Source organism: Acetomicrobium flavidum, from assembly GCF_900129645.1.
Taxonomy (GTDB): domain Bacteria; phylum Synergistota; class Synergistia; order Synergistales; family Acetomicrobiaceae; genus Acetomicrobium; species Acetomicrobium flavidum.
In genome coordinates, this window is the sequence record NZ_FSQZ01000001.1 from 109,994 (window position 1) to 127,571 (window position 17,578).

The following is a 17,578-nucleotide window of genomic DNA, read 5'->3' on the forward strand; positions in this document are numbered from 1 at the left end:
GACACAATATAATTTTATCAGCTATTTTGGTGATCATTCTTTTTGCTTGAATTATCCTACTCAGTTTAATTATTCCCCAGTAAATGTAATATTAAAATTATACAACCTGATTTAAAGATCAACAAATCATTATTTTATATCGAGGTGAATTAATAGTGCAGGAAAGAGAAGAGCTTATCCTCAACCCAGTTCCACAAGAAGAACGCACAGGATGGAGGGCTCCGCTTTTTAATATACTAGGTTGTAACATAGCCATTTCAGAACTAATGGTTGGCGGAGCACTTATAGCGGGTATGACTTTCAAGGATATGGCTATAGCTTCAGTCATCGGCAATCTTTTGTTGGTAGTTATATTGTCCATCCAAGGATATATAGGATACAAGGAAGGGCTTAACACTTACATCCTTGCAAAAGGGGCCTTTGGCAATGTGGGAGGCAAATGGATCATTTCCTTGATCTTAGGAATTACGAGCTTTGGTTGGTTTGGAGTCCAAGCTGGAGTAGCCGGGTTGTCGATCCAAAAGATTTTTCCAAGCTTTAATTTCACCATTACAACTATCGTAATAGGACTGTTGATGGTAATCGTGGCTACGTATGGGTTTAAAACTATGGCGGTCTTCAATTATATAGCAATACCGCCATTGATTATTTTGCTCACATGGGGGTTGATCAAAACTGTAGGAATTAATAACATTGATACCATCAAATCTTACATACCTTCTCAACACATCAGCTTAAAAGAAGGTATCAATATGGTCGTAGGATTAATTATAGTTGGTGCAGTGATATCTCCAGATTACCTTCGCTATGCTAAAAGGACTTTAGATATTTTCATGGTAGGATTTATCGGTTTTGCCATCATATCCATTTTCCAACAGATTGCAGCAGGCATCATTGCAATGCAAGCGCCGACATGGGATATAACGGAAGTACTTGCACAGCTTGGTTTCAACTGGATTGCCTTTGCAATACTACTGTTGGCTGCTTGGTCGACAAATTTATCAAATGCTTACTCCGGCGGTTTGGCACTTAAAAACTTATTTCCGAATATAAACAGATCTACATTGACATTCATCGCGGGATTGATAGGAACAACAATAGCAGCTTTAGGTATTGTATTTAAATTTCAAAGCTTTCTTGGATTCTTAAGCATGATGATACCCTCAATCGCCGGTGTAATGTGGGTCGAGTACTACATTATCCAAGGAAGGCAGTTTAGGGTCCGCGAGGGCATTAATGTTCCAGCGTTCCTTGCTTGGTTGCTAGGGTTTTTGATATCTTACCTTTCGACAAAATATCAATACGGTTTACCACCGATAAACGGCATCGTAAGCGCAAGCATTTTATATCTTGTTTTTGCCCGCTTGTTTCATCTTGCTGAAAAATAATAAATAAATGATTAATTGGAGGGCTGTAAAATGTCAAGGATAGTGAATATCGGGATCGTCCAGATGGATTCAAAACTAGGAGATGTGCCATACAATATCGATCATGCCAAAAGTTTGATTGATATTGCCGTAAAGGCAGGCGCAAACATAATATGTTTGCCAGAGCTTTTTGCTACTGGATATAATTTAAGCGTTCTTAAAGACAACGTTGTGAAGTTAAGCATTCAATATTACGAACAAATTTGCCAAGAAATTTCAGATATTGCCAAACACAATAAGGTTTACATAATCGCCCCCTTCGGTGAAAAAGGAGAGGTTTCAGGAGTAGTATATAATTCTGCCTTACTATTTGACGACGAAGGAAAGATGATGGGAAGCTTTGCGAAGACACACCTTTGGACACTGGAGCGATTGTATTTTAAAGAAGGATCAAGATATCCCGTTTTTGAAACGAAATACGGCAAAATCGGCATAATGATATGTTACGATGCCGGCTTTCCGGAGGCATGCAGGAGTTTATGCTTAAAAGGAGCTGAAATTGTCTTCGTACCGGCAGCATGGAGAAAACAGGACAAAGATATGTGGGATCTGAACCTTCGGCAAAGATCCCTCGAAAACCTCTTATTCACAGTTGGCGTCAACAGAGTAGGAGTAGAGGAGGATTTACGCTTATTTGGGGGCAGCAAAATATGTAACCCTAGGAGTGAAGTAATATGCGAGTTGCCTATCGACAAGGAAGATATCACGGTTTTTAGCATCGATTTAGACGAAGTAGTTGACCAAAGAATCCAAATACCGTATCTGAGGGACAGGAAGCCATGGCTATACACAAAACTTGTTGAAATGTAAGTAAAATCACTCTTTGAAGATGGTGCTAAACAATATCATTTCATGGGTATCTTGAAATATTCATCGAGCTTCCATTGGTGTATTTCGCTGTATTTGGGCTTTTCGTAAGCTCCCACTTTACTTGTCGTCCAGTTCAGCATATTTTTGCAACTTACCAAAAATTCGGCCTCTTTGCACGCAGCTATCATGGAATCTATCACTGGAACGCCAAGTTCATCCTGAACCTTTTGAAAGAACCCAAACTCTTTAGTGCATCCCAAAACTATAACCTCTGCGCCATCTTCTTTCACTGCACGTTCTGCTTCTCTCAGAATCCTTTCTTCCGCAAGATCCTTCTTGTCTTGAAAATCAAGGACGCCTAGCTCAACCGAGCGAAACGACGCCAGCTTATTTTCAAAACCGTATTTTCTCACGTTTTCCTCCATATAAGGGATCATCTTTCGACGCCCTACTATTATCGAAAAGCTGGCCCCAAGCTTAACAGCAATTGATAATGATGCTTCACATGGTGCAGTAACCACAAGTTTATCGCTCATCTCTCTAGCTTCATATAGAAATGGGTCATAAAAACACCCGATAATTGCAGCATCAAATCCATCAATCTCTGCTTGCTTTATTTTATTCAACAGCTCAGGAGCAATTAACGCAGAATAGTAAAGATATTCTAGATGATACGGAGCCTTTGCAAGAGAGGTTGCGCATACTGTACAATTTTCTACATATTTAAGGATATAACTTTTTATTTGGTCGTCTAAAAAACTATAGCCTATAGGACTAATATACATTAATTTCTTTACATTCGCCAACTTTGATGCCCTCCTTGAGTAATTTATTTATATAAGTGACAACGGACATAATGACGTGCTTCTAATTCTTTCATATCTGGATCCAGCTTTTTGCATTGATCCGTTACAAACGGACATCTAAGATGAAAGCTACAACCGGGAGGAATATTTACAGGACTGGGAATTTCGCCTCTTGAAGTTATTTTTTTAGGCTTAAGCTGTTCTTCCTCATCGGTAACTACCGGAATTGAGGAGAGTAACATTTGCGTATATGGGTGCAGTGGCTTCTCGAAAAATTCCTTGGTTTGAGCAATCTCGCAAATTTTGCCCAAGTACATTATCGCAACTCTATGTGCCACGTTTCTCATTAGGCTAAGATCATGGGTTATAAAAAGATATGACAATTTATATCTGTTTTGTAGGTCCATCAAGCGATTTATTACTTTTGCCTGTATTGATACATCCAGAGCGGAAGTTGGCTCATCCAAAAGTACTAAATCGGGGTTTGTTGCAATTGCATGAGCTATAGCAACGAGCTGACGCTCTCCGCCGCTCAAGGACCTAGAGAATCGATATGCATAGATTGAAGACAACCCTACTTCTTCTAAAAGGGCTTCAGGAGATGCAGGAAATCCTTTGTATCTGTCATTTTTATGCAATTTCAACGGAGTGAACAATATTTGTCTTATTGTCCTTCTGGGATTCAATGAGGAATTAGGGTCTTGAAAGACGATACGTATCTTACCTTTAATTTCATTGGATCTAAATTTATAAAGTGATGATATATCTTGGTCATTGTATAGTATTTGACCATTTGTAGGCTCATACATCCCCACAACGGTATAGGCAACCGTGCTTTTGCCTGAACCAGACTCTCCAACTAAGCCCAACGTTTCTCCTCGAAATATTTCTAAGCTTACTCCGTCAACTGCCCTTACAAAGCTACCTTTTTTATATGGAAAATATTTCTTCAACATGCTCAACTTTAAAATAGGAATATCCAACGTACTATCCTCCCTTTAGAGATCAGCCTTATGACATGCAACGTAGTGATCGTCCTCATACAGAGTTAATTTTGGCTTTGTCCTGTTGCAATCTTCATTGCAAAAAGAACATCGTGGTTGAAATCTACATCCCTTAGGCGGATTTAGATAACTTACCATTTCTCCCGGTATACCTTCAGCTATGCCTTCTCCTGTCAATTTAGGAACACATGCCAATAACGCCCTTGTATAAGGGTGAAATGGATTTGCGAAAAGAGAGCGGGTAGGACCTATTTCTACAATCTCACCACCATACATGATGCAGACGCGGTCGGTAGTTTCCCTTACGACCCCTAAGGAGTGGGTAGCCAAAATGACCGACATGCCGGTAGTCTTAACTAAATTATTAAGGAGCCCCAAAATTTGCGCTTGTATGGTGACATCCAATGATGTCCCAGGTTCATCAGCCAGTAAAAGTTTTCTCTCGGTTGCAACTGACATAGCTATACATATACGCTGTCTCATCCCGCCACTTAACTGAAATGGATATGACTCAAAAATTCTTTCAGGATCTGGCAAAAGGACATCGGATAAGGCCTTAAGCGCTATGTTCTTAATATCATTTTCGCTGTAATTTATCCCTTTGGCCTGCAAGTTTGCCCTTATGACGGAAGATATTTGTTCACCCACTTTAAAAACCGGATTTAAAGAACTGGTCGGATCCTGAAATATCATCGACATCTCAGTCCTTCTTGTATTTAACAATTCTGTTTGACTCATCTTGTTTACATTGCGCCCTTTATACAAAATGTCACCCTTAGAGCTAGCGTTGCTATCAAGAACCCTGAGTAATGCCCTAAAGGTGGTCGTCTTACCACAACCTGTCTCTCCCACTAAGCCAAGCCTTTCTCCTTCGACAAGAGAAAAAGAAACATCATTCAAAACATGCAGTAAGCCTTCGTAAACCCTGTAATACACGTTAAGGTCTTTGACTTCTAATAACACTTCTTTATTCATTGTTTTTCCTCCGTCGAGAAGAGGTCTCGAAACCCGTCTCCCAACAAATTAAATGAAAGCACTATGATCATGATAGCCAATGCAGGAAATATAGTTAGCCACCACTGGTCTGGCATATACTTGACGCCATCGGATATCATAGTGCCAAGCGCAGGTGCCGGTGGCTGCTCACCTAACCCAACAAAGCTCAATGCAGCAGCCGTCATGATTACTATGCCCATATCCAAAGTCATCTTTGTTAATATAGGAGACAAGCAATTGGGAAGCATCTCTTTAAAAATTATATGCATCCAACTTGCACCTAGCAGTTGCGCAGAGCGAACATAATACTCTCTATTTAACGTCACAGCCATCCCGTAAGCTAATCGAGCATACCATGTCCACCATGTTATGGTGATTGCTAACATGGCGTTCATTAAGCTTGGCTTAAGCAACGCTGCAACTGCCAGTGCCAAAATAAGCGGAGGAACTGCTAAAAAAACATCCGTAAGTCGCGTTATCAGAGAATCTATTAATGAGCCTTGAAAATAACCTGCCATTAAACCCATAGTAGTTCCAAAGGGAACTGAAATACTCAACACAATAATTCCCATTAATAACGTAGATCTTAAGGCAAATACTATGCGACTAAATACATCTCTTCCCATGGGATCGGTGCCGCATAAATGTGCTAGGCTAGGAGGTTGATTCGCGTTCAAAAAATCGACTACTTTACCTGCATGGGTTGGATAAGGTGCAATAAGAGGGGCAAATATGGCAGCCAAAACTATCACGATAACGCCCACAAAACCTACGACAGACAACTTATTCTTAGATAATCTATACCAAGCTCTTCTAGTCTTATCGCTAAAGCTTCCAAAATTATCACGCCTTTTATCGTTCATGAATACGCTCACTCCCCAGCTTTAAGCCTGACTCTGGGATCTATGATGGCTACTAGTATGTCAACAAATATGTTGGCTATTATGAAGACAAACCCCACTATACATATGACTGCGCTAACAGCATTCAAATCCTTAAACAACATAGCTTCAACCCCATAGCGTGAAAGCCCAGGCCAATTAAAAATTGACTCGACCAAAAAAGCATTTGCAAATAGTGAGCCAATCTGAAGGGCTAATACAGAAACAGCAGGTATAACGGAAGGTCTGAGTAGATATTTAAAAAATATTTCTTTTTTGCTTAGCCCTTGGGCTGTCTCCATGACGATGTAATCTCTCTCACTGTTGTCTATCATAGACGATCGTGTAATTCTTGCGAGCTGGGCCATGCCATTCATAGCAAGAGCAGTCGCCGGGAGGAGAAGGTGAACAAAAGCATCCGCTGCAGTTGAGAAATCACCGCGAATAATACTGTCTATCACCATCATCCCGGTTATTGGCGAGACATTCACCTCAACTGTAGTGCGTCCTAAAACCGGAAGAATGGGCCACTTATACCCAAAAAGAAGCATGAATAAGACTGCAAAGACAAAAGACGGAGTTACGACACCGATATAGGCAACCACCCTTAAAAGGTAATCCATGTAACTGCCCTGGCTCGCCGTGGCAAGAACCCCTAATAGTATGCCAAAAACGCATTGTATTATAGCCGCGACGATCACTAGTTCTAATGTTGCAGGCAAATAAATCTTAATATCATCTGTCACCGATCTCATCGTCATAAGTGAGAGGCCGAAATCTCCCCTTAGCACACTTGCGATCCAATGAAAGTATTGATATATCATTGGTTGGTCTAGTTTTAGTTCGCTTCTTAATGCCTGGACCGCTTCTTCCGTTGCCCTTGGCCCTAAAGCCATACGAGCTGGGTCTCCGGGAACAACCCTAGACAAAGTAAATATGATAATCGAAAGCCCAACCAATGCTACTAAGGACCAGAGAGTACGCTTGCAGATAAACTTAAATATTTCCATTAATTTCCCTCCTGACACTGACGACGAATCGGCTAGGTGCTTATTTCTTAAATTGAACACTACGCATATATAACAAATCTAGCCCTGGGATTATTTCCTTTCCATGTTTTTTAATCTCTGCCGGTTCCCACGTCAGATATCCAGATTGATAAGCGTGAACTTCCGGCTCTTCAAATATTGGAATATGAGGTTGGTGCTTAACAATTAGTTCTTGAGCTCTATGGTAAAGCTTAATTCGCTCATCAATGTCTGTCTTTTTTAGGGCTTTATCGATTGCTTCATCGATATCAGGGTACTTTACCCAACTTGTGTTAGTATAGGTTCCAATTGATTCTGAATGATATATTGCCCGCAAAAGCGAACCGGCCTCGCTATAATGAGAAGATTCGCTGATTGTGGTACCATGGGGGGTATCTTCCAAACGCGATGCCTGGTCAACAAATTTAGCCCAAGGAACCTTAACAACTTCTACGTTGACTCCCAATTTATCGAAATATGTCTGAAACGCCAGTGCAAGCTTTTCTCTATCGGGCACATCGGCCACCCATGCTATTTCAAGGGGATATTTATTAGGGTTATCTGCATATTTCGAGAGAGCAAGCTCCTTTTTTGCCGTTTCTAAATCATAACTATAATATGGCAAATCAGAGGCAGCGCCTATAAGCGAAAGAGCAACAGGCGCCTTGGCTCTTTTTCTCCATGGGAAAATCTGAAGCAGAGCTTCATAATCGATCGCGTAAGATAAAGCTTTTCTAAAATGAACATCATCTGTAGGTGCCTTAGCATTGTTTAATGATAAATAAAGCATCTTACCGTTAGATATAGCGAATATCTCAATACCTTTGACCTTTTCGAGAGTTTTATAGACTTCTGCAGGTTGGTACTCATCGGAGAACTCAAGTTGCTTACGCATCATCATCGTTTTTATAGTAACCGGTTCAGAGACGGCCAACAATTCAAAGCCCTCCGGGTTACCAGGTTTAAAACCCTTCCAGTAATTTGAAAACTTCGTTGCTCTCAAGTGTTGGTTATGTGCCATTTCCACCACAGTGTAGGGACCGCTCCCAGCATCATTATTGATGAGCCATTTTGTCCCATAGTCTTTGAACTCTCCATAATTTCCCTCTTGAAGATGTGCAAGGACCTGTTTTTTGTTGACAATATAGAACTTGGTCAGGGTGGAAAGAAAGGGGCCAAAGGGTTCATTTAAAGTAATTACCACAGTATTATCAGCCGATTTTGTAATATCCTTGATTAATCCTTCATATAAATAAGAAAATCCCCTTTTGACTTTTAAAAGCCTTTTCATGCTAAATACCACATCATCTGCAGTAAGCTTATCCCCATTATGAAAAAATATCCCATCTCGGATCCTAAATGTGTACTTCAAACCATCTTCGGATACCTTCCAAGACTCGGCAACCCCGTCTTTTAAATTTCCTGAATAATCCTGAAAAATCAAGGGATCATATAGGTTTACCAAGGCAATCTGAGAAGCACGATCATGTCCTTGTGCTGGATCTATGTTAGGCGTGTTAGAAGCAGTGAATCGCACTATATGATCTTCTACGGTAGCCCAAGCACCACCAGCAAAAATTGCTCCAATAAACAACGTTACAAGGATAATCCGTGTAACAGCTCTCCTACCCATCATGTTTACTCCTCCTCCAAGCAGGTTGCATAATTAACTAACAGGCACAGGATATATGCCTGCCCAAAAACCTAATTTGCCATCTCCACCATGGCAGCCCCAATTATTTGAATGACCTTTAAGTATTCGTCTAAGTCTATGAACTCATCTGCCTTATGTGCCACATCTGGACTTCCTGGAAACTTCGGGCCAAAGGCAACCATGTTTGGGAGGGCTTTTGCGTAAGTACCCCCGCCCATCGATAGCAATTTTGCTTCTTGTCCAGTCTTTTCTTCATACACCTTCTGAAGCTTTCTAATTAATATGCTATCTTCTGGCATGTTAAGTGGTGCTTTCTCGCGAAGGATTGATAAGGAAAATCCGTTCTTTCCTGCAAAAGCTTTGAGGGGAGTGAGTATATCTTCGGATCGAAACGTGACAGGAAAACGGATGTCTAGCACTAAAGACATACACTCATCTTGGAATGTTAGTAGTCCCAGATTGCATGTCAATTTACCGGACAATTTATCTTGGGTAAAAATTCCAAGATTCATACCATTTACATCTCCGTAAAAACATTTCCCCAGCTGGTCTATGACCTTGCCCCAATCCTCGTCAATAGAAGATCCTAAAACAAACATAAGATTTGCTATGGCATTTACACCTAGTTCAGGAGTGCTTCCGTGAGCAGCAACCCCAAATACTTTTAATGTAACCTCATTATCTTCCTCAAGAAGGGAGATTTTTATGTCATTTATTTGTGCGGTTTCCCTGATAGCGTTTAACGCTGTTCGTTTCTTATCTGGATCCGAAAACCTGATTGTAGCTTTTGCTTCGGAAGGCACGACATTGGGAACGGTCCCGCCATTTATATCTAGGAGCATAGACTTTGAAGCCTTGGGCTGGATGAATGGCACATCAATACGTATATGCAGCTGTCCTTTTTCATATGCAATTATCGGGAATTCTCCGTCGGGTGTAAAGCCCATCAGCGGTATTTCTCCGCCGTGCTCCAGATAATACTTCATATCCTTCATACCGCTTTCCTCGTTAGTTCCAAATAAGATACGAATCCTGCGTTTTACAGGAATAGAAAGTTCCTTTATAGCGTACAAAGCCCATAATGCGCCTATTGTCGGCCCTTTGTCATCCATCGTACCTCGTCCAAACATTTTATTTCCATGAATTTCTCCGGCAAAAGGGGGATATGTCCATCCGTCTCCAGGAGGGACGACGTCTAGATGTCCAAGGACAGCAACCATATCTTTCCCTTCTCCGTATTCCGCCCAACCAACGTAGCTATCCAGATTTTGTGTGGCAAACCCTAACGAAGAAGCCGTCTTTAATGCTTGATCTAATGCCCTTTTAACCTCGATTCCAAAAGGAGCATCCGGGGCAGGGTCACTTTGAACGCTTGGAATTCTTATGGACTCCTGCAAATTTAATATTATGGAAGGAAACAAGTTTGTAATTTTAGCATCAAGGGAATTCATAGAACTCTCCTTTCGCTTAATAGCCTGGGATATTCATTTTCTTACAAATCTCGACAGCCTTAGGGTCTTTATAAATCCCGTTTTCCTCAAAGACATCGCCATCAAGTAAAATGGTAGGATTTAGGGTAACGCCATCCGTATGCGATGCTGCGGACCAACATTTGCCCATGATCTGCTTACCTTGACTGCCAAAACCAAATTCTATACAACCAAAAATCCTCTCGTCTTCGACGATCCTGCCGGTAGGAGCATTTACACCCGGATTAAAACCAAGAGAGTAGTGGGCGAGCCTGAACATATTCGGATCATTGAAAGATTTAAGCCACGTCTCAAAGATCGTTGCCTCTCTTCCACCTGATATCGATTGTATCACCCCTTTTTCTATCTCTAATGCTATCGGTTCCTTTATGATTCCAAGTTGTGCCGGAGGAAACACTGCTGCGTCAAATACTACGGTGCCGTTTATTGTCTCTTCTATGGGGCACCAACTTACCTGGCCAGCTAGCATGATAGGATATCCCTTTTTAGTGGCCTTTTCTCCAGAGAGGCGTATATTTCGTCCTTGGTTATATGCCGCCAGATTGGTTCCGCTTGGATTTTTGACTTCAACCTTATTTGCTTTCCCAAGTATCTCCTGAAAGTGACGCCCCAGCTCGACCACCATATCGTAATCGATTCTTTCGACACAATTTACCAGCATCATCACATCCATACCCGTAAGATTGATATACCTGCAACCTTTTTCCATAGCATCTCTCCAGGTTTGGGAATGCATGACAGTGGCATATGCAATTTCTATCCAAACATCTGCATTTGCCGTCGCGGCTGCCATATGAGCTGGCATTTCGCTTGCAAATGTCTTAGCAGGGGTAGGGTAGTATAATACAATGGGTTTGGCGCCAATGGCATAAGCAGCATCACCAATCGCTTCGGCAACTCTTCTATCGCCTGAGCTATCACAAGTAACAACGACAGTTTCTCCTTCCTTTGCAAGCATAACGTCCCTCACCAATTTTAGGGCTCCGTTCATGGTTTCCATAGAACAATATTTTTCCGTTGGTTCTATCCCGCTTTTGAATTCCATGATCAAATCGCCTTCCTTTTTATAAATTACCTTGATTATATTCAAGCACGTGATTATTTACATCATCTAACGAAATAAATACCAGAATGACTATTTGTAATTTTCGAACAATTTGGGATTATCATGGCATATTATTTGTCAAATATTACAAAATTTGTGCTATTATATTGTATAATGCAATAAAATCTTATTGCGGAAGGCATCCTTTGGAGGGATATAAATGCCTTTAACCATCGAAGAAATGTTACAAATCGGCGATTTAAAAGATGTGGAAGTCTTAGCCGGCGAGCGCGGCCTTTCCAGTCGAGCGGTTAAGACGGTAGTGGTAATAGATGTACCAAATGCAGGTCAATGGATTAGAGGCGGAGAATTTTTGCTCACTTCTGGATACCTTTTTGCCGATGACGAGTTCTCCTTTATTGATCTGGTCGATAGTCTTGCCCAAAAAAATGCAGCCGCTTTAGGTGTTAAGGTTGGTCGTTTCTTAAGTAAGGTACCGGATGAAGCAATATCAAAGGCCAACAAATACAATTTTCCTATCTTAAAGATACCTACATATATGAATCATGTAGATATTATAAATCCGGTGCTTTCAGCTATCATCAACACTCAATATAAATTGCTAGAAACAACGGAAACCCTAAGGAACAAATTTCTCGATTCGATCTTATTCAGCAAAGGAGTCGAAGGTATACTTAATATATTGGAGGATTTTTTAAACATAGGCGTAGCATTTGTCGACAATATTCTTGGGATACGTTATTATTCCCAAAATAGTGGCCTAAAAGGTGTAATTGAAAACTCATACAAAACTGAGATAGTAAATAAATATCCAAACACTCAAATTACTATTGGGGATAGGGTTATAGGATATTTGCTTTATGAAAAAGAGCCGAGTTATTTAACTCATTTTGCTGATATTGCAATTCGTGAAGCTCAAAGGGCATTGCTCCTGAATTATCAAAAAACGGAATTTGCTCATGAAGTCGAAAGGCGCCATAGGGATGTATTTTTAAAAGACCTTCTGTACTCTAAGTTTAAAAGACCGGCCGAGGTGTTTCTCCAGGCCAAGATATATGGGTGGGATCCCAAATGTAAACTAATCGTGGTTGTAATTTCAATCGATAACATAAACAAGGAAAATTTCGATGTTAATTTAACAAACAACTACGGTAATGAAAATGAATTTTCGTTGTCCCAAAAATTTGCTACCTATTTCCCGGGCACAGTATTGACCCGGATTGACCCGCATTATGTAGCCCTAATTCCCGTAAGAGAGGAAGAAAATTACACCTTTTTACGCAACAAAATAAAGGAACTACATCAAATAATATCGCAGTCTAAAAAAATTGACCTTGTCATAACCCTAAGTTCTGTAAAAAAGGATTTATTGGAAGCTCCCCATGCTTTTTCCGAATGCCTGGAAACTTTTGATATCTTAAGACGAACTGAACAAAAACCAGGCGTATATTCATGGTGCGACCTCGGCGTAGAGAAGGTTTTATGTGCCCTCAAAGGAACCGAAATGAGCCAAAACTTCTGGAAACATACTTTGGGCAAGTTGATTGATAGACAGGATGAAAGTTCATCGTTTTTGCTGCAAACGCTTGAAGCACTTATTATAAACGACTGGCAAATGAGACAAACGGCCGCATTTCTCCACGTTCATTACAACACACTAAAATATAGAATTAAAAAACTGGAAGAAATTTTGGAAATCAATGGTCTGCTAGAGGGAAAACAACGCTTTGAGGTTACCTTGGCATTCATGCTATATAGGTTGGAGCACAACAATCTTTCACGAATTCCGCAAAAAAGTTAGTAAAATACACGTTAATTTCTAACGAAATGATAACAAATGGTTAATGTACTATAAAAAGGTAACACTTTATCTAGAAATGTTATTGAAATGAGAAGTCACAACACAACACTGGGAATTCATTATCCTAAGTTTCTTAATGGGCCAATGACGTTTCAGTGAATACTCAGACCATCAGGGAGTGAGACAAGAGGTATTGAATGCCATCAAGCGAAATGAAATAGAGAGGTAAAAGCTATTTCAATTTGGTGGCGCCAAAGACTCTAATAAACCCATTGGTTCGCTAGCTTCTTGCACAGAAAGTTGGCACTAGAACTACAGACAGGTGCACAAAAGTTAATGACATATGGTTTACCGGCATCAAATACATAGGTGAAGTCGTATCACAGTGGGAACGGACACATTTGCTTTGACATCGCATACCAATTGGCTTAATCGCCGCCGTGTTTTATCAGGATCCTTCTGGTACAGGTGCTGCTATCATGAAGGACCCTGTCGGAAGAGCCCTTAGGGGCCGCAAAGCGGAATCATAGAATATACGATCCCTAGCTCACGGTTTCGATAACTAAGGCTATCTTTCCGACTTTGGTTGCTACTTATCAGGTAAATAAGGTAGCTGCCCTTGAAAACTAAGACAACCCGAGCGGACTCCGCTTTGGAAGCATGGATGTCACCAGGCCTGGGATATTCAAAGATAGATTAGGCAATATAGCTGAGGATGCGGATAAGGTTGACCCCGAGGTCTATTACTGTTTTGATAACGGGTATTCCCCAAAGGGACGCTAATTTTACAAATATAGACATGAAGGGCAATATATATCACATTATCGCCAATAGCCTAACATCCAGCGGATCTACATGAAGCCCAATGCCTTGCCCTTCCTGCCAAAGGGCACCATCACGGCGATACGGTTCGACCACGCGGATCGTATCGCCCGATGCAAGCTTAACGACATATTCAATTTCGTCTCCTAAAAAGACGCTACTTACTATTTGGCCCCTCAATGTCCCGTCATCTGGAGAGACAATTTCGATCGATTCCGGCCTGATTGCCGCCGCGACTTCATCTCCCACTTTAAACTCTAAACTTTTTTCGTCAACATGAGCAATAACTGTTATTTCACTAATTAGCACTTTAGCATTATTGCCATCAATGGACGTCAATTTTCCCTTAAGAATGTTGGCCTGACCTATGAAGTCGGCAACGAAAAGGGAAGTGGGGTTCGTATAAAGCTCAAATGGCGTCGCTATCTGTTCAACCTTGCCCCCGTTTAAGACGGCAATCCTGTCTGCCAGAGCTAATGCTTCCTTTTGGTCGTGGGTAACATAAACGCAAGTGATCCCAAGGCGCTTCTGTAAGCTGCGAATTTCAGAGCGCATGTAAATTCGAAGCTTCGCATCGAGGTTGGACAACGGTTCGTCCATCAGCAGCACCTGAGGATTAATAACCAATACCCTTGCCAAGGCAACTCTTTGCTGTTCTCCGCCCGAAAGCTGATTTGGGAATCGGTCTTCTATTCCACCTAAGCTTACCGTTTCGAGGGCCTCTGCGACACGCCTAACAATCTCTCCAGTCGGCAACTTCCTGATCTTAAGGCCATAAGCGATATTGTCAAATACAGTCATATGGGGAAATAAGGCATAGTTTTGAAACACAAAACCTATGTTTCGTTTGTTCGCCGCTATGCTCGTTACGTCATGTTTGCCGATGAAGACTTGTCCTTCTGTGGGCGTCTCAAAGCCTGCAATCATGCGCAGGATGGTGGTCTTTCCGCATCCTGACGGCCCAAGCAAAGTTATAAGTTCACCTGCATTAATCTGAAGATTAACGTCGTCTACCGCCTTAAAGGCTGCTTCGCCACTATTAAATATTTTGGTCAAATGCTTAAGACAAATGGGAACGGACAATTTATATCCCCCTTTGCCACTTGAGGTTAGGATAAAGCGCCTCGAAAAGCAACCTTATAACCCACATGGCCATGGCAACGATCAGTATCAGGACCACGGAGAAGGCCGCTGCCTGGGCAAAAAGCAGCTCTGTAATGCATTCAAGTATACGTACTGTCAGCAAGCTCAATCGTACCGAGACCAAAAATATCGTAGCACTTATAGCGGTCATCGAGACCACGAACAAATATTGAGTCCCGGTTATGATCGCCGGTGTAATCAAGGGCACCGTTACCTTTCTAAATGTAGTCAACTTCGAAGCGCCCAAGTTTAGCGACGCTTCTTCTAGTGAGGTATCTATTTGCTTTAGCGTTGCCGTCGTAGCCCTTATTCCGGTTGCATCATATCTCGATACGCATAGTGCCACTATGATCGCCATGGTGCCGGTAAGCATAATAGGGCCTGAGCTAAATGCAATGGCGTAAGCGATGCCTACGACTGTCCCAGGCAATACATAATTAAGCAGGGATACGAACTCCAAGGCCTTTCGTCCGGGCAGTTCATGTCTGTTTACGAGATAACCTATTACGACTCCCACCGCGCCTCCCATAACGGTCGAGACCAGGGCAATTGTCACGGTATCTTTCACGGCCTTTCGTCCCACGGTAAAGACGTATACGTAATTTTCAAGGGTTAGGCTGTTATCCACTCCCCAAACTTTGATAAGGGACCCAAGAAATATAATGGAATACAAGAACATGATGAACAAAGAAATGAGAGAGATTACAGCTAGCATCACGACTTCGGCAAACGTACCGGCGCCTTTGGGTTTGGAACGGGCTCCTGCTTTGCCTGACACGGTAACGTAATATCGGCTTTCTACCCAATAATGCTGAAGCAAGTATACAATCAGGGCGGGAACGAGCAGTGCAAAGGATATAGCGGCTCCTCCTTGCATATCGTACATTCCCGTTATTTGCATGTAAGCTTGCGTCGTTAACACAGGAAAGGTATGTCCTGCCATGACAAGTGGAGTTGCAAAATCCGCAAGCGAGCTTCCAAAGAGCAGCAAAAACGAGTTTGCAAGCCCCGGTATGCTCAAAGGCAACGTCACCGTGCAAAAGGCCTGCCACGGGGTACTCCCCATGCTCATGGCTGCGTCTTCAAGGTTTGGGTCTATAGCTTCAAGCACTGCCGTAAGCGTCAGGAATGCCACCGGAAAGTAGGTCAAAGTTTCTGCTATCCAGGTCCCAAGGAATCCATAAATGTTAAAATCGGGCATGTGAAGCAGCTTAAGCAACAATCCGTTTGGCCCCAGCACCATGGTTAAGGCAATGCTGCTGGTAAAAGGCGGGGATACGAAGGGAAGCACGATGATTGCGCGTAAAAACCACTTGACGATTTTGGGCAGTTCAATCCTCGTAACTGAAAAGGCAAACAAAAACCCCAGGGCCGTTCCGCCGAATCCTACCGCTGAAGCCAGAACCATGCTGTTTACGAAGGCTTTTTTATTGTACCAACTGCCAAATACCTTACTTAAAATCGCCAAGCTCAATTTGCCATCGGCAAAAAACACTAGATAAATCAGCCGCACTAGCGGATACAAGACAAAGAGGCCTAAGAATATCCATATCCCAAGCCATAAAACCACCAGCGCGGCATCTGGTTTTTGAATTATCCCCTTTTTACTGAAGTACCTCATTTATCCATCGTTCGACGAGGCGATCGCGATTTTTACCCGCCCACTCGACGTCCAAGGGCAGAACCTTTATTTTTGATATATCTAAAGCCGGATCGGAAACCGGCACGTTAGGATTGCTCGGTATCAAGTTGATATCGTTTTCCTCGTATAGTTTCTGCATCCTTTCTGTGGAGGCCCAATCCAAGAACCTCTTGGCAAGATCCAGGTGTTTGGCGCCCCTGACCAAGCCCATTGCCTCTATGCCAGCAACGACGCCTTCCTTGGGATAGCTTATGACTACGTCGTAACCCTTCTTTTGCATCTCCAGGGCATCGACCAAAAAGAATATACCGCCCGCTGCCTGTCCTCTAGCTATGGGAAGCGCTCCCCCTGCGCCGCTTTTGGTATAAAGCTGGATGTTTTGGCTTAAGGCCTTTTCGTATTTATAAGCCTTATCCTCTCCCATGGCTTGTATGACGCTTAGTAACCTGTACATTCCCGTGCCGGAAGTCCTTGGGTCGGCCATTTGAAGCTGCCCCTTATATACGGGGTTTAACAGATCCTGCCAAGACGAGGGCGGATTTAAGTTGTGGTCTTTCAAAAACTTCTTATTGAACATGAAACAAATGGGATCAATGGCCACGCCTGTCCAGTAGCCCTTTGGATCTTTGAAGGCATCGGGAATCTTTTCTGCGCCCTTCGGCCTGTAAGGATCAAACAATCCCTTTTGAACACCGTCTACAAACGCCTCGGCCATATTGCCGAACACCACGTCAACCTGAGGGTTGTTTTTTTCTGCCTCAAGCCTTGCCTGAACTTCTCCCGACGAGAACCTCATCCAGTTTACTTTGATGCCCGTATCCTTCGTGAAGGCACTGAATATGGCATTAGCGTAGCGCTCGGACCATATGGTGTAAGCATTGAGCTGCTCTTTTTCCGCATGGGCAGAACTGGCCGTAAACAGGCCTAAAAATGCAATTAAAACAACCGCAACTAAACGTCCGTAACCTTTCATCTTTGACCCCCCCTTACTTCCCATAATCCTGATTT

General features: G+C 42.3%; 14 protein-coding genes. 3 read left to right on the top strand and 11 right to left on the bottom strand.

What is annotated here, in order from left to right; all coding sequences use genetic code 11:
• Positions 1 to 155: 155 nt before the first annotated feature.
• Positions 156 to 1,388, top strand: coding sequence for a cytosine permease (locus BUQ78_RS00525; protein WP_074198955.1), 1,233 nt, complete (start codon positions 156 to 158; stop codon positions 1,386 to 1,388).
• 30 nt (positions 1,389 to 1,418) lie between these two features.
• Complete coding sequence (locus BUQ78_RS00530) at positions 1,419 to 2,237, top strand: nitrilase-related carbon-nitrogen hydrolase (protein ID WP_074198956.1); 819 nt, start codon at positions 1,419 to 1,421, stop codon at positions 2,235 to 2,237.
• 35 nt (positions 2,238 to 2,272) lie between these two features.
• Here the strand turns inward: BUQ78_RS00530 and BUQ78_RS00535 are convergent, their stop codons facing one another.
• The 8 genes from BUQ78_RS00535 to BUQ78_RS00570 form a co-directional block, all read right to left on the bottom strand.
• A complete protein-coding gene (locus tag BUQ78_RS00535) occupies positions 2,273 to 3,043 on the bottom strand; it encodes an aspartate/glutamate racemase family protein (protein WP_143228287.1) in 771 nt (256 codons plus the stop codon).
• A 23-nt stretch (positions 3,044 to 3,066) separates the two neighbouring features.
• The gene (locus BUQ78_RS00540; protein ID WP_143228289.1) at positions 3,067 to 4,026 is read right to left on the bottom strand and encodes an ABC transporter ATP-binding protein; all 960 of its coding nucleotides are present in this window, start codon (positions 4,024 to 4,026) and stop codon (positions 3,067 to 3,069) included.
• Positions 4,027 to 4,041: 15 nt separating this feature from the next.
• Positions 4,042 to 5,022, bottom strand: coding sequence for an ABC transporter ATP-binding protein (locus tag BUQ78_RS00545; RefSeq protein ID WP_074198957.1), 981 nt, complete (start codon positions 5,020 to 5,022; stop codon positions 4,042 to 4,044).
• Positions 5,019 to 5,906, bottom strand: coding sequence for an ABC transporter permease (locus tag BUQ78_RS00550; protein WP_074198958.1), 888 nt, complete (start codon positions 5,904 to 5,906; stop codon positions 5,019 to 5,021). The genes BUQ78_RS00545 and BUQ78_RS00550 overlap by 4 nt, the downstream gene beginning before the upstream one ends.
• An 8-nt stretch (positions 5,907 to 5,914) precedes the next feature.
• On the bottom strand, positions 5,915 to 6,934 hold the full coding sequence (locus tag BUQ78_RS00555; RefSeq protein ID WP_074198959.1) for an ABC transporter permease: 1,020 nt from the start codon (positions 6,932 to 6,934) through the stop codon (positions 5,915 to 5,917).
• Between the two features lie 40 nt (positions 6,935 to 6,974).
• Positions 6,975 to 8,588: an ABC transporter substrate-binding protein gene (locus tag BUQ78_RS00560; RefSeq protein ID WP_074198960.1), complete on the bottom strand. Its 1,614-nt coding sequence runs from the start codon at positions 8,586 to 8,588 to the stop codon at positions 6,975 to 6,977.
• Between the two features lie 68 nt (positions 8,589 to 8,656).
• Entirely contained in the window at positions 8,657 to 10,057 is a 1,401-nt protein-coding gene (gene pepV, locus BUQ78_RS00565) for a dipeptidase PepV (protein WP_074198961.1), read from the bottom strand.
• Between the two features lie 16 nt (positions 10,058 to 10,073).
• Entirely contained in the window at positions 10,074 to 11,141 is a 1,068-nt protein-coding gene (locus tag BUQ78_RS00570; protein ID WP_074200125.1) for a 2,5-dihydroxypyridine 5,6-dioxygenase NicX family protein, read from the bottom strand.
• 220 nt (positions 11,142 to 11,361) lie between these two features.
• Here BUQ78_RS00570 and BUQ78_RS00575 point away from each other — a divergent pair, with 220 nt between their 5' ends.
• Complete coding sequence (locus tag BUQ78_RS00575; protein WP_074198962.1) at positions 11,362 to 12,963, top strand: PucR family transcriptional regulator; 1,602 nt, start codon at positions 11,362 to 11,364, stop codon at positions 12,961 to 12,963.
• Between the two features lie 816 nt (positions 12,964 to 13,779).
• Here the strand turns inward: BUQ78_RS00575 and BUQ78_RS00580 are convergent.
• The 3 genes from BUQ78_RS00580 to BUQ78_RS00590 are packed head-to-tail and all read right to left on the bottom strand — an operon-like array spanning position 13,780 to position 17,543.
• Entirely contained in the window at positions 13,780 to 14,868 is a 1,089-nt protein-coding gene (locus BUQ78_RS00580; RefSeq protein WP_074198963.1) for an ABC transporter ATP-binding protein, read from the bottom strand.
• Position 14,869: 1 nt separating this feature from the next.
• Entirely contained in the window at positions 14,870 to 16,549 is a 1,680-nt protein-coding gene (locus tag BUQ78_RS00585) for an ABC transporter permease (protein WP_084532110.1), read from the bottom strand.
• Positions 16,533 to 17,543, bottom strand: coding sequence for an ABC transporter substrate-binding protein (locus tag BUQ78_RS00590; RefSeq protein ID WP_074198964.1), 1,011 nt, complete (start codon positions 17,541 to 17,543; stop codon positions 16,533 to 16,535). The genes BUQ78_RS00585 and BUQ78_RS00590 overlap by 17 nt, the downstream gene beginning before the upstream one ends.
• Positions 17,544 to 17,578: the final 35 nt, after the last annotated feature.